Genomic DNA, 15,390 nt, shown 5'->3' with positions numbered 1-15,390 from the left:
GGCCTCTTGTTACGCAGATAGAAACTTGTCGACCCAGCGGGCGATAACGCCTGCGGAACTGTCAGCGACCGGAACGAGTTCCGGCGCTTGCCCCTCACGCCCGATTTTCTTGGGACGCGGCGGAAGGTACTTATTGGTGGGCTTGCATTCCTGCTCCGGCATCAGGTCGTAGCCGCCGCGCTTGGCGACCAGCTTGCTCACATCGCTCTCGGGATCGCCGAGATCACCAAAGGACCGCGCGCCCACCGGACAGGTCGAGACACAGGCCGGAACCCGGGATTCCTCGGGCAGGTTGGGGTTATAAATCTTGTCGACGCACAAAGTGCATTTCTTCATCACCCCGGCATCCTCGTCATACTCCCGTGCACCATAGGGGCACGCCCAGGAACAGAGCTTGCAGCCGATGCAGTGATCCGCATTGACGAGAACGATGCCGTCTTCTTCCCGCTTGTAGGACGCGCCGGTCGGGCAGACCGTCACGCAGGGCGCATCGTCACAGTGCAGGCAGCTTTTCGGGAAATGGACCGTACGCCCGCCCGTTTCCTCGTTCTCCACCTCAAAACTGTGGATGCGGTTAAACCAGACCCCGGTCGGATCCGCGCCATAGGGCTCCGTGTCGGTCATCGGAGCGGAATGACCGCCGGAATTCCATTCCTTGCAATTCACCGCACAGGCATGACATCCGACGCAGATATCCAGATCGATCACCAGGCCGAGTTTCTTCTTCGGCGGATTTTTCGGAAGTGACGTCATTCTTTTTCCTTCCCAGGTACATCGGTCAGCTTATTGCCGTGACCGGGCCTGATCCCACTCTTCTGTCCGGCATTTTCCTCCCTGTTGCCGATCCAGTCCTTCATCGCAACGGGCGCAAGGCCGCTCGCCTCGCCCTTGAGATCCGCACCGTATCGCAACAGTTCCGTCGGTTCAGGAAGGCCGAAATGATCCTGCGGTGGCAACATGGGTTCCGTTTCCTCATACTCATCGGCAGCGCATTTCTCGATTTTCACACGCAGGTCGTACCAGGCGGCCTGCCCCGTCACCGGATCGGAGTTGGAGTAGCGATATCCATCCTCCCGCGCAGGTAGCAGTTGGGAAATGATATGGTTCAGCAAAAAGCCCTTGGTGGCCTCCGGCGCATCTTCCTTCAGGTTCCACGCACCCTTTCGCTTGCCGATGGCGTTCCAGGTCCAGACCGTATGCGGGTTGACGCCCTGCATCAGCTTCGCCTGCGCCTTCACCCGCCCGTGCGGGGACGTGACCCAGAGCCAGTCCCCATCCGCGATGCCTTTCGCCGCCGCTGTCTCCGCATGTATAAACAACGGGTTGCGCGCTGTTATCTGGCGCAGCCAGGCATTCTGGCCGCCCCAACTATGGTACATATGCATGGGCCGCTGGGTCACCGCATGAAGCGGGAAATCATCCTGCGGGAGACCTTCTTCCTCAAGCGCGGAATACCAGATCGGCATCGGATCGAAGAAGGTATCAATACGCGGGCGCAAATGGTCGGGCGGTTGCAGTTCGCCAAAGCCTTGTGCCGCAAGACGGAATTTCTGCAGTGTTTCGGAATATATCTCCATCATCACCTGCCCCGGCATGGCAAGCCAGCCCATACGGACAGCCTCGTCCAGATAGGATTTGTTGGCGAACTTGTAATAGGACTGTTCGGGCGTGAATTTCTTCTCCCAGAAACAGCCATTGGCGATATAGGCATCCAGTTGCTTCATATTGGGCGTGCCGCGACCCTGCCCGGTGCCATCTTCACCGCGCCAGCCACCTAGCGGCCCGATATCGGGCGTGCGTTCATGACGAACCATATATTCCGCATAGCCGCCGGGATAGAGCGCCGATCCGTCTTCCGCCGCGATGCCGGGAAGGTTGAGCATTACGCCAAGTTCCAGCAACACATCCTGGAACGGCCGGACATCGCGATCAAGGGTGACGATGGGCTGGCGTATGGCATCCGCGGCACCATGGGCCGAGGAAATCGGCCGGTCCAGCAGCGAAATGCAATCCCAGCGTTCCAGATAGGTCGTATCCGGCAGCACCAGGTCCGCGTACGCCACAGTTTCAGAGGAATAGGCATCGGAATAGATGATTTTCGGAATTTTGTAGCTGCCATCCGGGTTCTTGTCAGTCAGATAGCGGATCGTGTCCGGCACATTCATCGAGCTGTTCCAGCCCATATTGGCCATATACATGAACAGGACATCGATTTCCTGCGGATCGCCCGCCCAGGCATTATGGATCACGCTATGCATCAGACCATGAGCCGAAAGCGGATATTCCCAGCTATAGGCTTTGTCGATCCGTTTGGGGTTCCCCGCGTCATCCACCAGCAAATCCGCGGGTCCCTTCGGAAAACCGAGCGGCATACCGTCAAGCGGCGTATTCGCCTGGGTTTCCTTTCCTGCGGGGGTCGGGCCCGGCGGACAGGGTTTCGGATACGGTGGCTTGTGCCGGAAGCCGCCGGGCACATCAATCGAACCCAGGATCATCTGCAACAGGTGAATGGCGCGGCAGGTATGAAAGCCGTTGGAATGCGCCGATATCCCGCGCATCGCATGCATGGAGACCGGGCGGCCGATCATTTTCTCCTGGCGTCGACCTGCCCAGTCTGTCCAGGGGATATCGAGGGTGATTTCCTGCTCGAAGGCGACTTCGGCTATCTCGGCCGCTATCCGCCGGATGGTCGCCGCCTTGATCCCCGTTTTGTCCGCAACAGCGTCGGGAGAGTACTTCTCATCCAGATACCGCGCCGCCATCAACTGAAACGCGGGAACCGCCGTCCTTCCGGAGGGAAGCGTATAGGTCCCGACAAGCGCCGGATCGGCTTTCCGGTCACTGTTCGGAAGCAGCTTGCCCGACGGGGTCGCAATCAGGGCCGTGCCGGTCGCATCCCGCGCGAAAAGCCCGTTGTCCGCCTCACCCTCCGCCTGAATGACGAGCCAGGACGCATTGGTGTAGCGCTTCAGATACTCCCAGTCGATTTTCTCCGCATTCAGCAGTTCATGAATAATCGCCATGACGAACAGGCCATCTGTGCCGGGCGTGATACCGACCCATTCATCGGCAATGGCGGAATAACCGCTCCGGACAGGATTGACGGAGACGAATTTCGCATCCTCCCGGGTTTTCAGTTTGCCAAGACCTATCTTGATCGGGTTGGAGTCATGATCCTCCGCGACACCGAACATCAGGAAATATTTCGTCAGGTCCCAATCCGGTTCGCCGAACTCCCAAAAGGATCCGCCAATGCTGTATAGACCCGCCGCCGCCATATTGACGGAGCAGAAACCGCCATGGGCGGCAAAATTCCGGGTGCCATATTGCTTGGCCCACCATCCGGTGAAGCTTTGCGACTGGTCCCGCCCGGTAAAAAAGGCGAGCTTCGATGGATCATCCGCGCGCACATCCATGAGCCAGCCCGCCGCAAGGCCAAGCGCCTCTTCCCATTCAATTTCCTTGAATTTTCCTTCGCCCCGCTCGCCAACACGGAGCAGCGGCTTCTGCAGTTTGGCCGGCGAATTCTGCTGCATGATCCCGGCAGAGCCTTTTGCGCAAAGCACGCCCTTGTTGACCGGATGATCGGGATTTCCCTCAATATAACGGATCTTGTTGTCTTTGAGATGCACCTTTATCCCGCAGCGGCAGGCGCACATATAGCAAGTTGTGTATTTTACTTCGTCCGAGACAATGGGCGAAGTGTCCGCGCGTTCATCGCGCAGAACGATACCTTCTGTCATTGAAAATAGCTCCCCAGCTACTTGAGAACGGCGCGAGGCCGGAAGTACTCACCTTATCGTTACCCGATTTGGCGGGGCACTGTCGATAGCTAAAAATAAATTTCTGCGCCCTTTCCTCGGGTTCACCCGTCACGGAAGGCTTTCAGGTTTTCCCGCAGGAGCCCGCGGCCCTGCTGCACCCTTTTTCGGACATTATCATTCGAGATCCCGAGTTTGCGGGCAATTTCGTCATATTCCTCCCCCTGGACAAGACGCAGAATGACCGGAGCCTTCAGCCGTTCGGGAAGATTCTCGATGGCGGTCCGCAGCCGATGGCTGAGTTCGCTATTCATGAGATTGCCTTCCGGTGTCTGTTGCCGGGTGTCGAGCGCCGACATATCAATGGCGCTTATTTCCTTCACCCTGTCATAAAGATTCTTGATACGCTTGTTGGCGCGGTGCTTGTCGATGCAGATATTGTGGAGCAGCCGGGCAAACCAGGCCCGCTCATTGCTGATCTGCGGCGCATGGGCGGCATATTTCTCATAGGCACGAATGGTGGCGTCGCTGAAGGCATCTTCCGCATCCGCCGCGCTGACATTCATCCAGATCATGCTGAGCTTAATGAGATACTCCTTATGAGAGTGCCACGCAGCCCAAAAATGCTCCGGACAATTCGTGTTTTCCGGATGATGGGAGACGGACATTCCCGGGCCTTTCCGTGTCGCTTCTGTCCGGCCAGCAATTTCAGTCTGCAATGTCGTGACGGAGAGACTTACGGGTATTGGCCGCTTGGAACGTTGGCAGGATGGGAGCGTGGAAAGGTTGGATTTGGAGACGAATTCTTGCCTGAGCGGATTCACAGTGACCCCCTAGAAGATTTGAATTTATGGAAAACAAAACTGACTAAGGATGGCTTACAAGCTGGACCACCCGCGTTGTGTCTCTTCATTTGGGAGTGAAATATCACTTTTAAAGTGCATTTCTATTTTTTTATATCTTTAATACGGGTGTATGATCCATTTACTTATTGAGTATTTTTATTTATTAAATGAATACATTAACAATTAATTTAATATTTAAAATTGAATTTTATTTATTAATATTTATTTCATTAAATATAATTATTTTTTTATTACAGGAATATAATAATGGCGAACTCTCAAAGCGACGAGCAGATTAAAAACTCAATAATGGCAACTAATGAAATCTTGCTTGGTAGTTCTACTTCCAAGTCAATGGCAACCATGTATCTTAATTTGGCACATGCAGCGGGTATGGCGTCGCAAAATGCCGTCACCAATCAGCAGCATCTCAATATTCTGGGTGCCGCTGCCGTAGCTGCTGGCACCAGCGGGCTTCTCAGGACTGGTATGGCCGATCAGATAGAGAAACTGACCCCGGCGGAACGTCTCGACTATCTGCAGAAGCTGCTGACCCTCGCCACCAACCCCGCTGCAGGGGCGGCAGCGGCGACTGACGGTACAGACTCTGCGCAATCCACGGGAACAGGAACTGGCGACAACACCTCAACCACCAGGGACAGTCCCGCCAAGTCCGACGGGTCGGCGACGTCGGACACGACAGCGTCCGACAGCAGCGGATAAGGACTTCTGCAACTTTAGATATACATTTTTTAAAGAATAAATTTTAGCTCAAACCATACTGGATACATAATCATGGCTACCTCCTCCCCCGGCGACACGAGTGCTTCCTCCACGGCGCCCGCAAAAATCGAAGATTCAGCCCAGTTCGCCATGGGCCTGCTATATCAGTTTGCCGCCCATTCCTCCGGCCTAGCCCTGGAGAACGCGACGGCGAACTCAAACATGATGAACAGCGTCACGAATGCCGGCGCGGCGGCCCTGACCGCGCTTAAAAATGCAGAGGCCATCTCGATCTCCGCCCAGAAGGCAACCATCGGGGAATCCTATAACGCGCAAACAGCCGCGATCACCCAGGCCCTGAATGCCCAGACCCAGTCGGCGGTGACGAGCCTCAACGCGGTCACCAGTGCCGGCGGGGCCGCGCTTGCCGCACAGACCAGCCAGGAAATTGCCGGCATCACTGCCGATGCCGTCGCGGCAACAGCGGTTGCGATGGACAAGATCGTCAAACAAATGGGCGGATAAACGACCTCGCACATGCGGAGGAGCTGCGGCTCCTCCCCTTGAGCGATTAACTCGTCTTTTTGCAGGCAGTTGCCTCGACAAGTAAAACCCTCCTGCGCCGACGGACGCGCAGCTACCCCCTTTGACCTCTGTCCCTTTTTCGTCCTGGCAGACTGGGCGGGATTCCCGATCCTGTCCTTCCGCCGATATGCCCGCCAGAGCGCAGACTTCTGCGAAAAACAGAACATTCACTTGCACCGAGATATCGATACTACGCACCGCGCTTGAAGCCCGACGCCTATTTCAGCGTTACAGTTCCGTCGCTGGAAGAGTGAGAGTTTTCGCAATCGATGGAAGAAAATCTCATGGCTGCGTCACATTTTCTCAACCGACAGCGTCTTCAGCACATTGAAAGAGGAAAACCCAGTCAATCGACCACGACAGGAACGAGAGAGGATCAATCAATGGCAAACGACACACCCGTCAACAGCCAAATTACCGATGCCGTCACACAATCCAACCTGGTTGTAATCGGCGGCGCCCCTGCCCAGTCGATGGGAACCGTCTACCAGATGATGGCGCAAGCCGTCGGTGTGTCCATGCAGAACGCGGTCGCGAACCAGCAGAATATGAACACCATCGACAATGCCATCGTCAGCCAGGGGATCGCCATGCTTTACAGCATGGACAGCTCTGTCGAAGCGAAAGCCACGCAGGAGATCCTCTCGGGAAATGTGAACGCAGAAATAGTCTCCGCGCTTAAGGCTATCATCGTTGAATTAAAGAAAGCGCAAACCGAACAAACGTCACAGACTTAACACATCACCTAACAGGATTTTAGGCCTGATTATTAAAGGAGAATGACCCATGCCAGGGGATACACCAGTCAATGCCCAGATTACTGATTCCGTCACCCAATCCAATGTCGGTGTATTGGGGGATGCTCCCGCAATCGCCATGGCAAATGCCTATCAGGTATTTGCCCAGGTTGTCGGCGCCAGCATGCAGAATGCGGTATCGAACCAGCAAGGAGCGAATACCGTAGACCTCGCCGTCACCACGCAGGGAACGAATGTCCTGTACGCCATGGCGACCGCGACCGACGCGAAAGCAACGTCCGAGATTCTCGGCGGCAACCCGGTTGCCGAGGCCCTCTCCTCCCTTCAGGCCGCCGCGCGCGCGTTCTGATCTAACATTCCTCATAAATAAACCCTAAAGGAGCTGAAAAATGGCGGATAACACTTGGATGAACAGCCAGATTACAGACGCTGTCACACAAACGAACGTCAAGGTGCTGGGCGATGCCCCCGCGGAATCCATGGGCATGCTCTATCAGATGATGGCCCAGTCAACAGGTATGTCAATGCAGAACATGGTTGCTAACCAGCAGCATAAGAACTCTATCGACTCTGCCGTTGTAACAGGCGCTGTGAGCCTGCTCTACACCCTTGATGTGGCGGCCGAAGGCAAGGCCACGCAGGAAATCCTGAGCGGAAATCCTGTCGCGGAAACCATGGCGTCGCTGAAAGGCGTGCTGGCGAGTTTCAAGGAAAGCAGTCCCAACTCTCCGAGATTTAATACCTAACCCCGCCGATCCGGGAAGTGATCTCTTCCCATTGGTAAATCGAATATTGCGCCGCCCGCCCCTTACCGGCCGGATATGCGCAATATTCGACCCGCCGGCAGCAATGACAACAGGATAAGGCCATGACAGCGCAGAGAAATTCGGAACATGTCAAATCGGTGAATAGCCAGATTACGGATGCCATCACCCAGGCAAACACGATGAATATCGGGCTTGCCCCCGCACAATCACTCGGTACCTTGTACCAGACCACGGCCCAGGCTGTGGGGGTGGCGATCCAGAACGCCGTCGCGAACCAGCAGAATATGTACAGCCTCAGCCTCGCCTCGACCGCGCAGAACCTGAACTCGCTCCTCGCGTTATCGTCCTCCTCGGCGGCGCGCAGTACTGCAGGGTTGTTATCGCAGAGGGGCAGTCCCGCCGCGACCCGCCATCATTATGGCAGGCATGCCGCGGCGCCCGTAAATGTGGCGACGGCCCAGCCATCCCATGTGCCGCCGCATACGCCGATGAAGAAATAGCCCCCGATAAGCAACCAACCCCCGGAATTTCCACAAGACAAGCAGGAGAGCGGCAATGACGTCAGAGTCTTATGTAAACAGCCAGATCACAGGATCCATCGCGCAGACGAATCTGAGCGTTCTCGGCGACGCCCCCGCGGAAGCCATGGCCATACTCTATCAGCAGATGGCCCACACCATCGGGCTGGCACTCCAGAATGTCATTTCCCAGCAGCAGCACAGCTACTCCATTCATAATGCCATTACCATCGCAGCCTCCAAGCAGCTGCTGAGCACCGATCCCGCGGCGGCGGCAAAGGCCTCGCAGGAACTGATCGCCGGTAGCGCCATCCCGGAAAATCTCGCCGCCCTCCAGGCCGTCGTCAATGAACTCGGCAAGCAGCAATAACACGGACCAATATGCGACCGCCGCGCCGCCGGGTGAGGGAGAATTGATCCGACACAAGAAAACTCAGGCCTGATGGCTTGATTGAAACCTAAAGGTGAGGACGCCCCGTCTCATGGAACGCAAATATTATTCTCAGCAGGAGGTCAAGATGATCCTTCAGGAACTGGCAGATGGCCAGACGGTCGAAGATCTCGCCAAACAATATGACATTTCCAAGGCCTCCATATACCGCTGGAAAAAGCGCGCCGAGAAGACCGGCGCCGAGGAAATCAACCGCCTGAAAAAGGTTGATGAGGAAAACCAGCGGCTGAAAGCGCTTCTCGCTGAGGCGGCGCTTGAGATCCAGGCCCTTAAGGAACAACTCAAGCAACGCGGCTGGACAAAAGCAGAAGATCGCGATTAGCGCCCCGTAACATCATTCCGGCGTTGATTGGCGCGGCGATGACTGTATAAAGGGGGTATGTCGCGTAACCCGTCCCAAATTCTTACATCCATCTTCGGATACCCTGCCTTTCGCGGGGAACAAGCCCAGATTATCGACCATGTGATCGCCCGCGGCGATGCCCTTGTGCTGATGCCCACCGGCGGCGGAAAATCACTCTGTTACCAGGTTCCCGCCCTCTGTATGGACGGGACGGCAGTTGTCATTTCCCCGCTGATCGCGCTGATGCAGAACCAGGTCGAGGCCTTGCAACAGCTTGGCGTTGCTGCCGCCGCACTGAATTCCGCTCATTCTATGGAAGAACAGGCCACCATCCGCACTGCGCTTCTGAACGGCGAGATCAAGCTGCTGTATATCGCGCCGGAGAGACTTTTTTCGGGCGGCTTTATCGATCTGCTGCAACGGTGCGATATTTCGCTGTTCGCAATCGACGAGGCGCATTGTGTCTCCCAGTGGGGCCATGATTTCCGACCCGAATACCTGCGCCTTGAAATATTGGCCGAGAAATTCCCGTCCGTGCCGCGCCTCGCCCTCACCGCAACTGCCGATGCACCAACGGAAAAGGATATTATCGAGCGGCTGGGGCTTTCCTATGGCAAGATTTTCCGCGCCGGGTTCGACCGGCCGAATATCCGTTACCGGCTGACGGCCAAGACGAATGGCGTCACCCAGCTTCTCAACTTCATCAAGGGCGAACATGCGACCGATGCCGGCATTGTCTATTGTATGTCCCGGCGCAAGGTCGAGCAGGTGGCGGAGAAAATCGCGGCCACCGGACGCGTCGCCCTGCCCTACCACGCGGGGCTTGATCCGCAGGTCCGACGCGAGACACAGGCGCGATTCCTGAAAGACGATGCCGTCATTATTGTCGCCACCATCGCATTCGGGATGGGAATCGACAAACCGGATGTCCGCTTCGTTGCCCATCTCGATCTCCCGAAGAACATGGAAAGCTATTACCAGGAAACGGGCCGCGCCGGGCGCGATGGCCTGCCTGCCAATGCCTGGCTTGCCTATGGGCTGCAGGATGTGGCGAAACTAAAATCATTGATGCAGAACCCGGATAAGACGCTGCAGCAGCAGAAACTTGACCGCGGCAAGCTGGAATCCCTCCTGCAGTTTTGTGAAAGCGCGCTTTGTCGCCGTCGCCTCTTGCTGGAATATTTCGGTGAATCCCCGCCGGAGAGCTGCGGCAACTGCGATAACTGCCTCGAGCCGCCGGCCCTTTTCGATGCCACCGAAGCCGCCCAAATGGCGCTGTCCTGCATTTACCGGAGTGGGGAGATGTTCGGCGCGGGCCACATCATCGATATTCTGCTCGGTGCCGACACGGACAAAATAAAGAAGTTCGGCCATGACCGCATGAGCACCTATGGCATGGGCAAAGGCATTAACCGCGCCGACTGGCAGTCGATCTTCCGGCAGCTTCTCGCACTCGGGTTGCTTAATGTCGATACCGAAGGCTATGGCAGCCTTTCCCTGAACGAGAATTGCCGTCCGATCCTTAAAGGAGAGACACGGCTCGACCTCAAGAAGGCCCCCGTCCGCTCGCGCAAAGGGACGTCTGCGTCCGGCACGGTACGCAGTTTCGGGAACGACCAGGAAGAGGCGCTGTTCAATTACCTCAAGTCGGTGCGTCTCGATCTGGCAAAAGAGCAGAATGTTCCGCCCTATGTTATCTTTCACGACAAGACACTGATCGAGATGGCGCAGCTTAAACCGACGTCGCTTACCGCCTTTGGCGAGCTGCAGGGGGTTGGCCGCAGCAAGCAGGAAAAGTACGGTCCGGCCTTCCTCAAGGCGATTGAGGAAAACTATCCCTGACTCGAACCATCACTTTGCCGCGCGGTCCCTGAAAGAACAAAATATATTTCCCTTTACCGGGCAGCCGAAAAGCACCCTATATAGGAACCAGGGATAATTCCTATCCTGACAGAATGTGGGAGGGGAAGATGCTGCGTCTTGATATCAACAGCGAACTACATGAGGTGGATGTAGAAGAGGACACGCCCCTGCTTTGGGTGTTGCGCGATACCATCGGTCTCAAGGGCACGAAATTCGGCTGTGGCGTTGCCGCCTGCGGTGCCTGCACCGTCCATGTGGATGGGGAAGCCGTCCGATCCTGCAGCTACCCGGTGTCTGGTGCCGTGGGGACCAAAATCACGACAATCGAAGGTATTAGCGGGGAGATGTTGAACCCGGTACAGCTCGCCTGGATCCAGGAGCAGGTGCCACAATGTGGATATTGCCAGTCCGGCATGATCATGGCGGTTTCCGCCTTTCTCGCGGAAAATTCCAACCCGAGCGACGAAGACATTGCCGACAGTATTACCAACATCTGTCGCTGCGGCACATATCCGCGCATCAAGCGCGCGATCAAACGTGCCGCCGCCCTGCAGGGAGGGGTGCAGGAATGACTAAATTAAATTTGACCAGGCGTAAATTCATCGTTGGCGGCGCACTTGTCGGCGGTGGCCTCGCCGTTGGATATGGCTTTCTTCGTGATGGAGATCCCGCGAACGCGGCCCTTACCGCAACGACCATGGAAGGTGAAGTCGCGCTCAATGCCTGGGTGAAGGTGGACAAGGACGGCCTGGTCACGGTTGCCATTCCCCGCTCCGAAATGGGACAGGGCGTCTATACGGCGCTCGCCATGCTGGTTGCGGAGGAAATGGACGCAAATTTCAGCGAGTTGGTGGTGGAGCAGGCCCCGGTCGCGGATGTATATGCCAATATTGCGGTGATGAAGGACGCGTTGCCCTTTTCCGACAAGCATCATGAGGGAGAGGATACAATCGGTGCCTGGGGAATGGCCAAGCTTGGGCAATTCCTCGGCGTACAGGTAACCGGCGGCAGCAGCTCCGTGCGGGATGCCTGGCTCCCCATGCGTCAGGCCGGAGCTACGGCAAAGGCGATGCTTGTCGCGGCGGCGGCGCGCACCTGGGATGTACCGCCTGCCGAGATCAGCGTCACAAACGGAGTCCTTTCCCACGGCGGCAGCGGGATGTCGGGTGGTTTCGGTGACTTCGCGATACTAGCTGCATCGGAGACTGTCTCCCTTGATCCCGTTCTTAAAAAGAGTAGCGAGTTTACCCTGATCGGCACACCGCAGCCACGCCTTGATATCCCGTCGAAGGTCGATGGCACCGCGGAATTTGGCGTCGATATAGAGCTTGACGGGATGGTGCATGCGGCGGTCAAGCTTTCCCCCGTGCTCGGCGGGACCCTCGCCTCCCACGATGCGTCGGCCGTCAAGGATATGCCGGGCGTGCTTAAGGTCGTGCCGTTCGAGAGTGGCGTTGCCGTCATTGCTGATAGTTTCTGGCGCGCCAAGACAGCCGTCGAGGCGTTGCCCGCGACCTTTAATGACGGTCCCGCCAAGGAATTTTCCTCGGGCGGCATCCTCACCCTTCTGGAGGAAAATCTCGAGAGCGAGGACTCCCGCATTTATGCGGAAACCGGCGATGCGCGCGCGGCGATAGATGAGGCCCAATCCGCTGTAAAGGCGGTCTACAAGGTTCCCTTCCTTGCCCATGCCTGTATGGAACCGATGAACTGCACGGCAATGGTGACCGACACTGGTGTTGAAATCTGGATGCCAAACCAGGTCCCGACCCTGATTAAGTGGTTTGCCGAGAAAATCGCCGATGTCCCGGCGGAGAATGTCATTGTTCATACGCCCTTGCTTGGCGGCGGCTTCGGCCGGCGGCTAGAAATTGACCTGGTGATCATGGCCGTGGCAATCGCGAAGGAAATGAAGAACCGCCCGGTCAAACTTCTGTGGACCCGGGAAAATGATATCCAGCATGATATCTTCCGCCCTGCCGCCGTCAGCCGGCTTGAAGGCACGCTTGGGTCGGACGGCAGGATATCCGCCTGGGCGAACCGGATCGTCAGCCAGTCGGTGTCGGGTTCCTACACGGCGCGGCTTCTTCCCTGGGCGACAATGGACGTCCCCGACAACACGACAAGCGAGGGCGCCGCGGATATCCCTTATGAGTTCACCAGCCGCCTTGTCGATCATGTGCCGGTGAAGCTGCCGATTGAGGTTGGTTTCTGGCGCAGCGTCGGTCATTCCTACAACGCCTTCTTCACCGAATCCTTCATGGATGAAATGGCCTATGCCGCGCGGGCGGACCCTGTCGACTTTCGCCTCGCCCATCTCGAGAACCATCCCGATTTTGCCAATGTGCTGAAACAGCTTGCGAAGGTCAGCAACTGGTCGACACCGCTTGACCAAGGCCGGGCACGCGGCGTGGCGCTGCATGAATCCTTTTCCTCCATCGTTGGGCAGGTGGTAGAGATTACGGTAAACGGCGACAAGGAAATTACCGTGGACAAAGTCTATTGCGTTATCGACTGCGGGGCCGTCGTTAATCCCGACACCGTGAAAGCGCAGATGGAAAGCGGGATTGTCTTCGGCCTCACGGCGGCGCTCTATGGCGAGATTGAGATTGAGGACGGGGTGGTGCTCAACAGTAACTTCCCCGACTATGAAATGATCCGCCTCGCCAACTGCCCGGAAATCGAGGTTCATCTCGCGCCGAGCGGACGCCTTCTCGGCGGGGTTGGAGAGCCCGGCACCCCGCCCATCGCGGCGGCGCTGGCCAACGCGATTTTTGCAGGTACGGGGGAGCGCCTTCGCGAACTGCCCATCTCCCGGGCCGGATTTATAGCATAGCGGTAAAGGTCATCTGGCGGTATTCTGTCTCAGGGACAGAGTTAAACGGATTGGATGATCGACGCCATGATCTCATATGAAGATATCCGCGCAAAAGCGGAAGAAAATGCGGGCGGCGCGGCGGAGCTTGCCGCCCGGATGCCGGAGCTTAAAACTGACGCGGAGATTCGCAAGACGCCTGCCGCCGAGTATTTCTCGGCAATGAGTTTTCGCATTTTCTCCACCGGCCTCAACCAGACGATGGTCCGGAACAAATGGCCCGCGTTCGAGGAGGCTTTTCACGGCTTCGAACCGGCCAAGGTCGCCTTCATGAGCGAGGATGATATTGCCGCGCTGATGGAGAATACGGCTATCATCCGCCATCTCGGGAAAATCCGGGCGACCCATCATAATGCGCTTGCCCTTGTGGAGCTGGAAAAAGAGCATGGCTCCATCGGTAATTATCTCGCCGATTGGCCACTTGGGAATATTGCCGGGCTATATGAGGACATCAAGATCCGCTTCAAGCAGCTTGGTGGCAATTCCGGCCCCTATTTCGTCCGCATGATGGGCAAGGACGGCTATATCATGACGCCCGATGTGGTGACCGCGCTCAATCGACTTGGCGTGGGCAGCGGCAAGCTCACGTCCAAGAAGGACCGCACCGCAGTGCAGGAGGCTTTCAACCGCTGGCATGAGGAAAGCGGCGCACCCTACGCCCATATCAGCCGGACCCTCGCCATCTGGACGGGTTAGGTATGTGCCCCTATTGATTAAATCCGCAATGCGGGGCATAGATATATCAACCCGTAATCAACAAATAAAAGAAGAGTAACATGTCCGGCCCTCTCGATGGCATCCTGGTCATCTCCCTCGAACAGGCAGTTGCCGCCCCCTATCTTTCCTGCCGCCTTGCCGATGCCGGCGCGCGCGTTATCAAGGTCGAGCGTCCCGAAGGCGATTTTGCCCGCAACTATGATACAGTCGTGAATGGCGAAAGCGCCTATTTTGTCTGGCTCAACCGGGGCAAGGAGTCCGTCCAGATCGACATCAAGAAGGACGAGGATCTCGCGCTTCTGAAAAACATGATCGATAAGGCGGATGTCTTTATCCAGAATCTCGCCCCGGGCGTTGTTGGGCGTTATGGTCTTGACTGCGAGACGCTGCAGGCGCGCAATCCGCGCCTGATAACCGTCGATATCTCCGGTTATGGAGAGGACGGGCCGTATGCCAAGATGAAGGCCTATGACATGCTGGTCCAGAGCGAGACCGGCCTCGCCATGGTCACCGGCTCTCCAGAAGGGCCCGGCCGTGTCGGCGTTTCGGTATGCGATATCGCCGCCGGGATGCATGGCCTTGTCGGCGTGTTGGAAGCCCTTTATGAACGCGACCGGACCGGCCGGGGCCGCGCCGTCAAATCGACCCTGTTCGCTGGGATGGCCGACTGGATGACGGTCCCGTTGCTGCATCAGGAATATGGCGGCAAGGCGCCGGGACGTGGCGGTCTCTCCCATCCGTCCATCGCGCCCTATGAAGCCTATGAGACAGCGGAAGGCGGCCCGGTCGTCATTTCCATCCAGAACCAGACGGAATGGCGAAATCTCTGCGAGCATGGCCTGCAAAATCCGGCTCTTGCGGATGATCCCCGCTTTGCCACCAATGAGCAGCGTGTCGCCAATCGGCCCGCCCTCAATGCCGAGATCGACAAGATTTTCGGACAACTCCCCCGGACAGAGGTGATTGAGCGACTGCAAAAAGGACGCATCGCCTTTGGCGCCCTGAACAGCGTTGCCGATCTTTCCCATCATCCGCAGCTGGAACGGACGGAGGTTCAGAGCAGCGCCGGTCCGGTGAACCTTATCGCCTCACCCATCCACCTCAGCGGCGAGACGGGCAAGTACGGTTCCATTCCTTCCCTTGGAGAGCATAACCAGAAAATCCGAGACGAGTTTTCGGCCTGA

The 15,390-nt window shown here is 57.0% G+C and carries 16 protein-coding genes; 13 read left to right on the top strand and 3 right to left on the bottom strand.

From position 1 onward, the window contains the following. Positions 1 to 9 precede the first annotated feature (9 nt). The 3 genes from J0X12_RS09210 to J0X12_RS17375 form a co-directional block, all read right to left on the bottom strand. Entirely contained in the window at positions 10 to 753 is a 744-nt protein-coding gene (locus J0X12_RS09210) for a 4Fe-4S dicluster domain-containing protein (protein WP_207044584.1), read from the bottom strand. Then, positions 750 to 3,743, bottom strand: coding sequence for a molybdopterin oxidoreductase family protein (locus J0X12_RS09205; protein ID WP_207044581.1), 2,994 nt, complete (start codon positions 3,741 to 3,743; stop codon positions 750 to 752). Before J0X12_RS09205 ends, J0X12_RS09210 begins: the two co-directional genes overlap by 4 nt. A gap of 122 nt (positions 3,744 to 3,865) precedes the next feature. Next, on the bottom strand, positions 3,866 to 4,585 hold the full coding sequence (locus J0X12_RS17375; RefSeq protein ID WP_207044579.1) for a sigma-70 family RNA polymerase sigma factor: 720 nt from the start codon (positions 4,583 to 4,585) through the stop codon (positions 3,866 to 3,868). A 288-nt stretch (positions 4,586 to 4,873) separates the two neighbouring features. Between J0X12_RS17375 and J0X12_RS09195 the strand changes: the two genes are divergently transcribed. From J0X12_RS09195 to J0X12_RS09135, 13 genes are all read left to right on the top strand, one after another. Beyond that, positions 4,874 to 5,329 carry a RebB family R body protein gene (locus tag J0X12_RS09195; protein ID WP_207044576.1) on the top strand — a complete coding sequence of 152 codons (456 nt, stop codon included), beginning with the start codon at positions 4,874 to 4,876 and terminating at the stop codon, positions 5,327 to 5,329. A gap of 72 nt (positions 5,330 to 5,401) precedes the next feature. After that, the gene (locus tag J0X12_RS09190) at positions 5,402 to 5,854 is read left to right on the top strand and encodes a RebB family R body protein (RefSeq protein ID WP_207044574.1); all 453 of its coding nucleotides are present in this window, start codon (positions 5,402 to 5,404) and stop codon (positions 5,852 to 5,854) included. Between the two features lie 443 nt (positions 5,855 to 6,297). Continuing rightward, positions 6,298 to 6,651, top strand: coding sequence for a RebB family R body protein (locus J0X12_RS09185; RefSeq protein ID WP_207044572.1), 354 nt, complete (start codon positions 6,298 to 6,300; stop codon positions 6,649 to 6,651). 49 nt (positions 6,652 to 6,700) lie between these two features. After that, positions 6,701 to 7,021, top strand: a complete 321-nt coding sequence (locus J0X12_RS09180; protein ID WP_207044570.1) for a RebB family R body protein — start codon at positions 6,701 to 6,703, stop codon at positions 7,019 to 7,021. A gap of 40 nt (positions 7,022 to 7,061) precedes the next feature. Next, positions 7,062 to 7,418, top strand: coding sequence for a RebB family R body protein (locus J0X12_RS09175; RefSeq protein ID WP_207044569.1), 357 nt, complete (start codon positions 7,062 to 7,064; stop codon positions 7,416 to 7,418). A gap of 122 nt (positions 7,419 to 7,540) precedes the next feature. Next, positions 7,541 to 7,939: a RebB family R body protein gene (locus tag J0X12_RS09170; RefSeq protein WP_207044560.1), complete on the top strand. Its 399-nt coding sequence runs from the start codon at positions 7,541 to 7,543 to the stop codon at positions 7,937 to 7,939. A gap of 55 nt (positions 7,940 to 7,994) precedes the next feature. After that, entirely contained in the window at positions 7,995 to 8,327 is a 333-nt protein-coding gene (locus J0X12_RS09165) for a RebB family R body protein (RefSeq protein ID WP_207044558.1), read from the top strand. A 112-nt stretch (positions 8,328 to 8,439) separates the two neighbouring features. Further along, positions 8,440 to 8,730 carry a helix-turn-helix domain-containing protein gene (locus tag J0X12_RS09160; protein WP_207044557.1) on the top strand — a complete coding sequence of 97 codons (291 nt, stop codon included), beginning with the start codon at positions 8,440 to 8,442 and terminating at the stop codon, positions 8,728 to 8,730. Positions 8,731 to 8,787: 57 nt separating this feature from the next. After that, positions 8,788 to 10,593: a DNA helicase RecQ gene (gene recQ, locus J0X12_RS09155; RefSeq protein ID WP_207044555.1), complete on the top strand. Its 1,806-nt coding sequence runs from the start codon at positions 8,788 to 8,790 to the stop codon at positions 10,591 to 10,593. A 128-nt stretch (positions 10,594 to 10,721) separates the two neighbouring features. After that, positions 10,722 to 11,186: a (2Fe-2S)-binding protein gene (locus J0X12_RS09150; RefSeq protein WP_207044553.1), complete on the top strand. Its 465-nt coding sequence runs from the start codon at positions 10,722 to 10,724 to the stop codon at positions 11,184 to 11,186. Next, positions 11,183 to 13,450, top strand: a complete 2,268-nt coding sequence (locus J0X12_RS09145) for a xanthine dehydrogenase family protein molybdopterin-binding subunit (RefSeq protein WP_207044550.1) — start codon at positions 11,183 to 11,185, stop codon at positions 13,448 to 13,450. Before J0X12_RS09150 ends, J0X12_RS09145 begins: the two co-directional genes overlap by 4 nt. Positions 13,451 to 13,516: 66 nt before the next feature. Then, positions 13,517 to 14,185 (top strand): DNA-3-methyladenine glycosylase I, encoded by a 669-nt coding sequence (locus J0X12_RS09140; RefSeq protein ID WP_207044548.1) that lies wholly within the window; start codon positions 13,517 to 13,519, stop codon positions 14,183 to 14,185. An 80-nt stretch (positions 14,186 to 14,265) separates the two neighbouring features. Next, positions 14,266 to 15,390 carry a CaiB/BaiF CoA transferase family protein gene (locus tag J0X12_RS09135; RefSeq protein ID WP_207044546.1) on the top strand — a complete coding sequence of 375 codons (1,125 nt, stop codon included), beginning with the start codon at positions 14,266 to 14,268 and terminating at the stop codon, positions 15,388 to 15,390.

Source organism: Sneathiella sedimenti, assembly GCF_017313765.1.
Taxonomy (GTDB): Bacteria; Pseudomonadota; Alphaproteobacteria; order Sneathiellales; family Sneathiellaceae; genus Sneathiella; species Sneathiella sedimenti.
The sequence above is the reverse complement of the archived record's forward strand: the minus strand, read 5'-3'. Positions and strand labels throughout refer to the sequence as shown.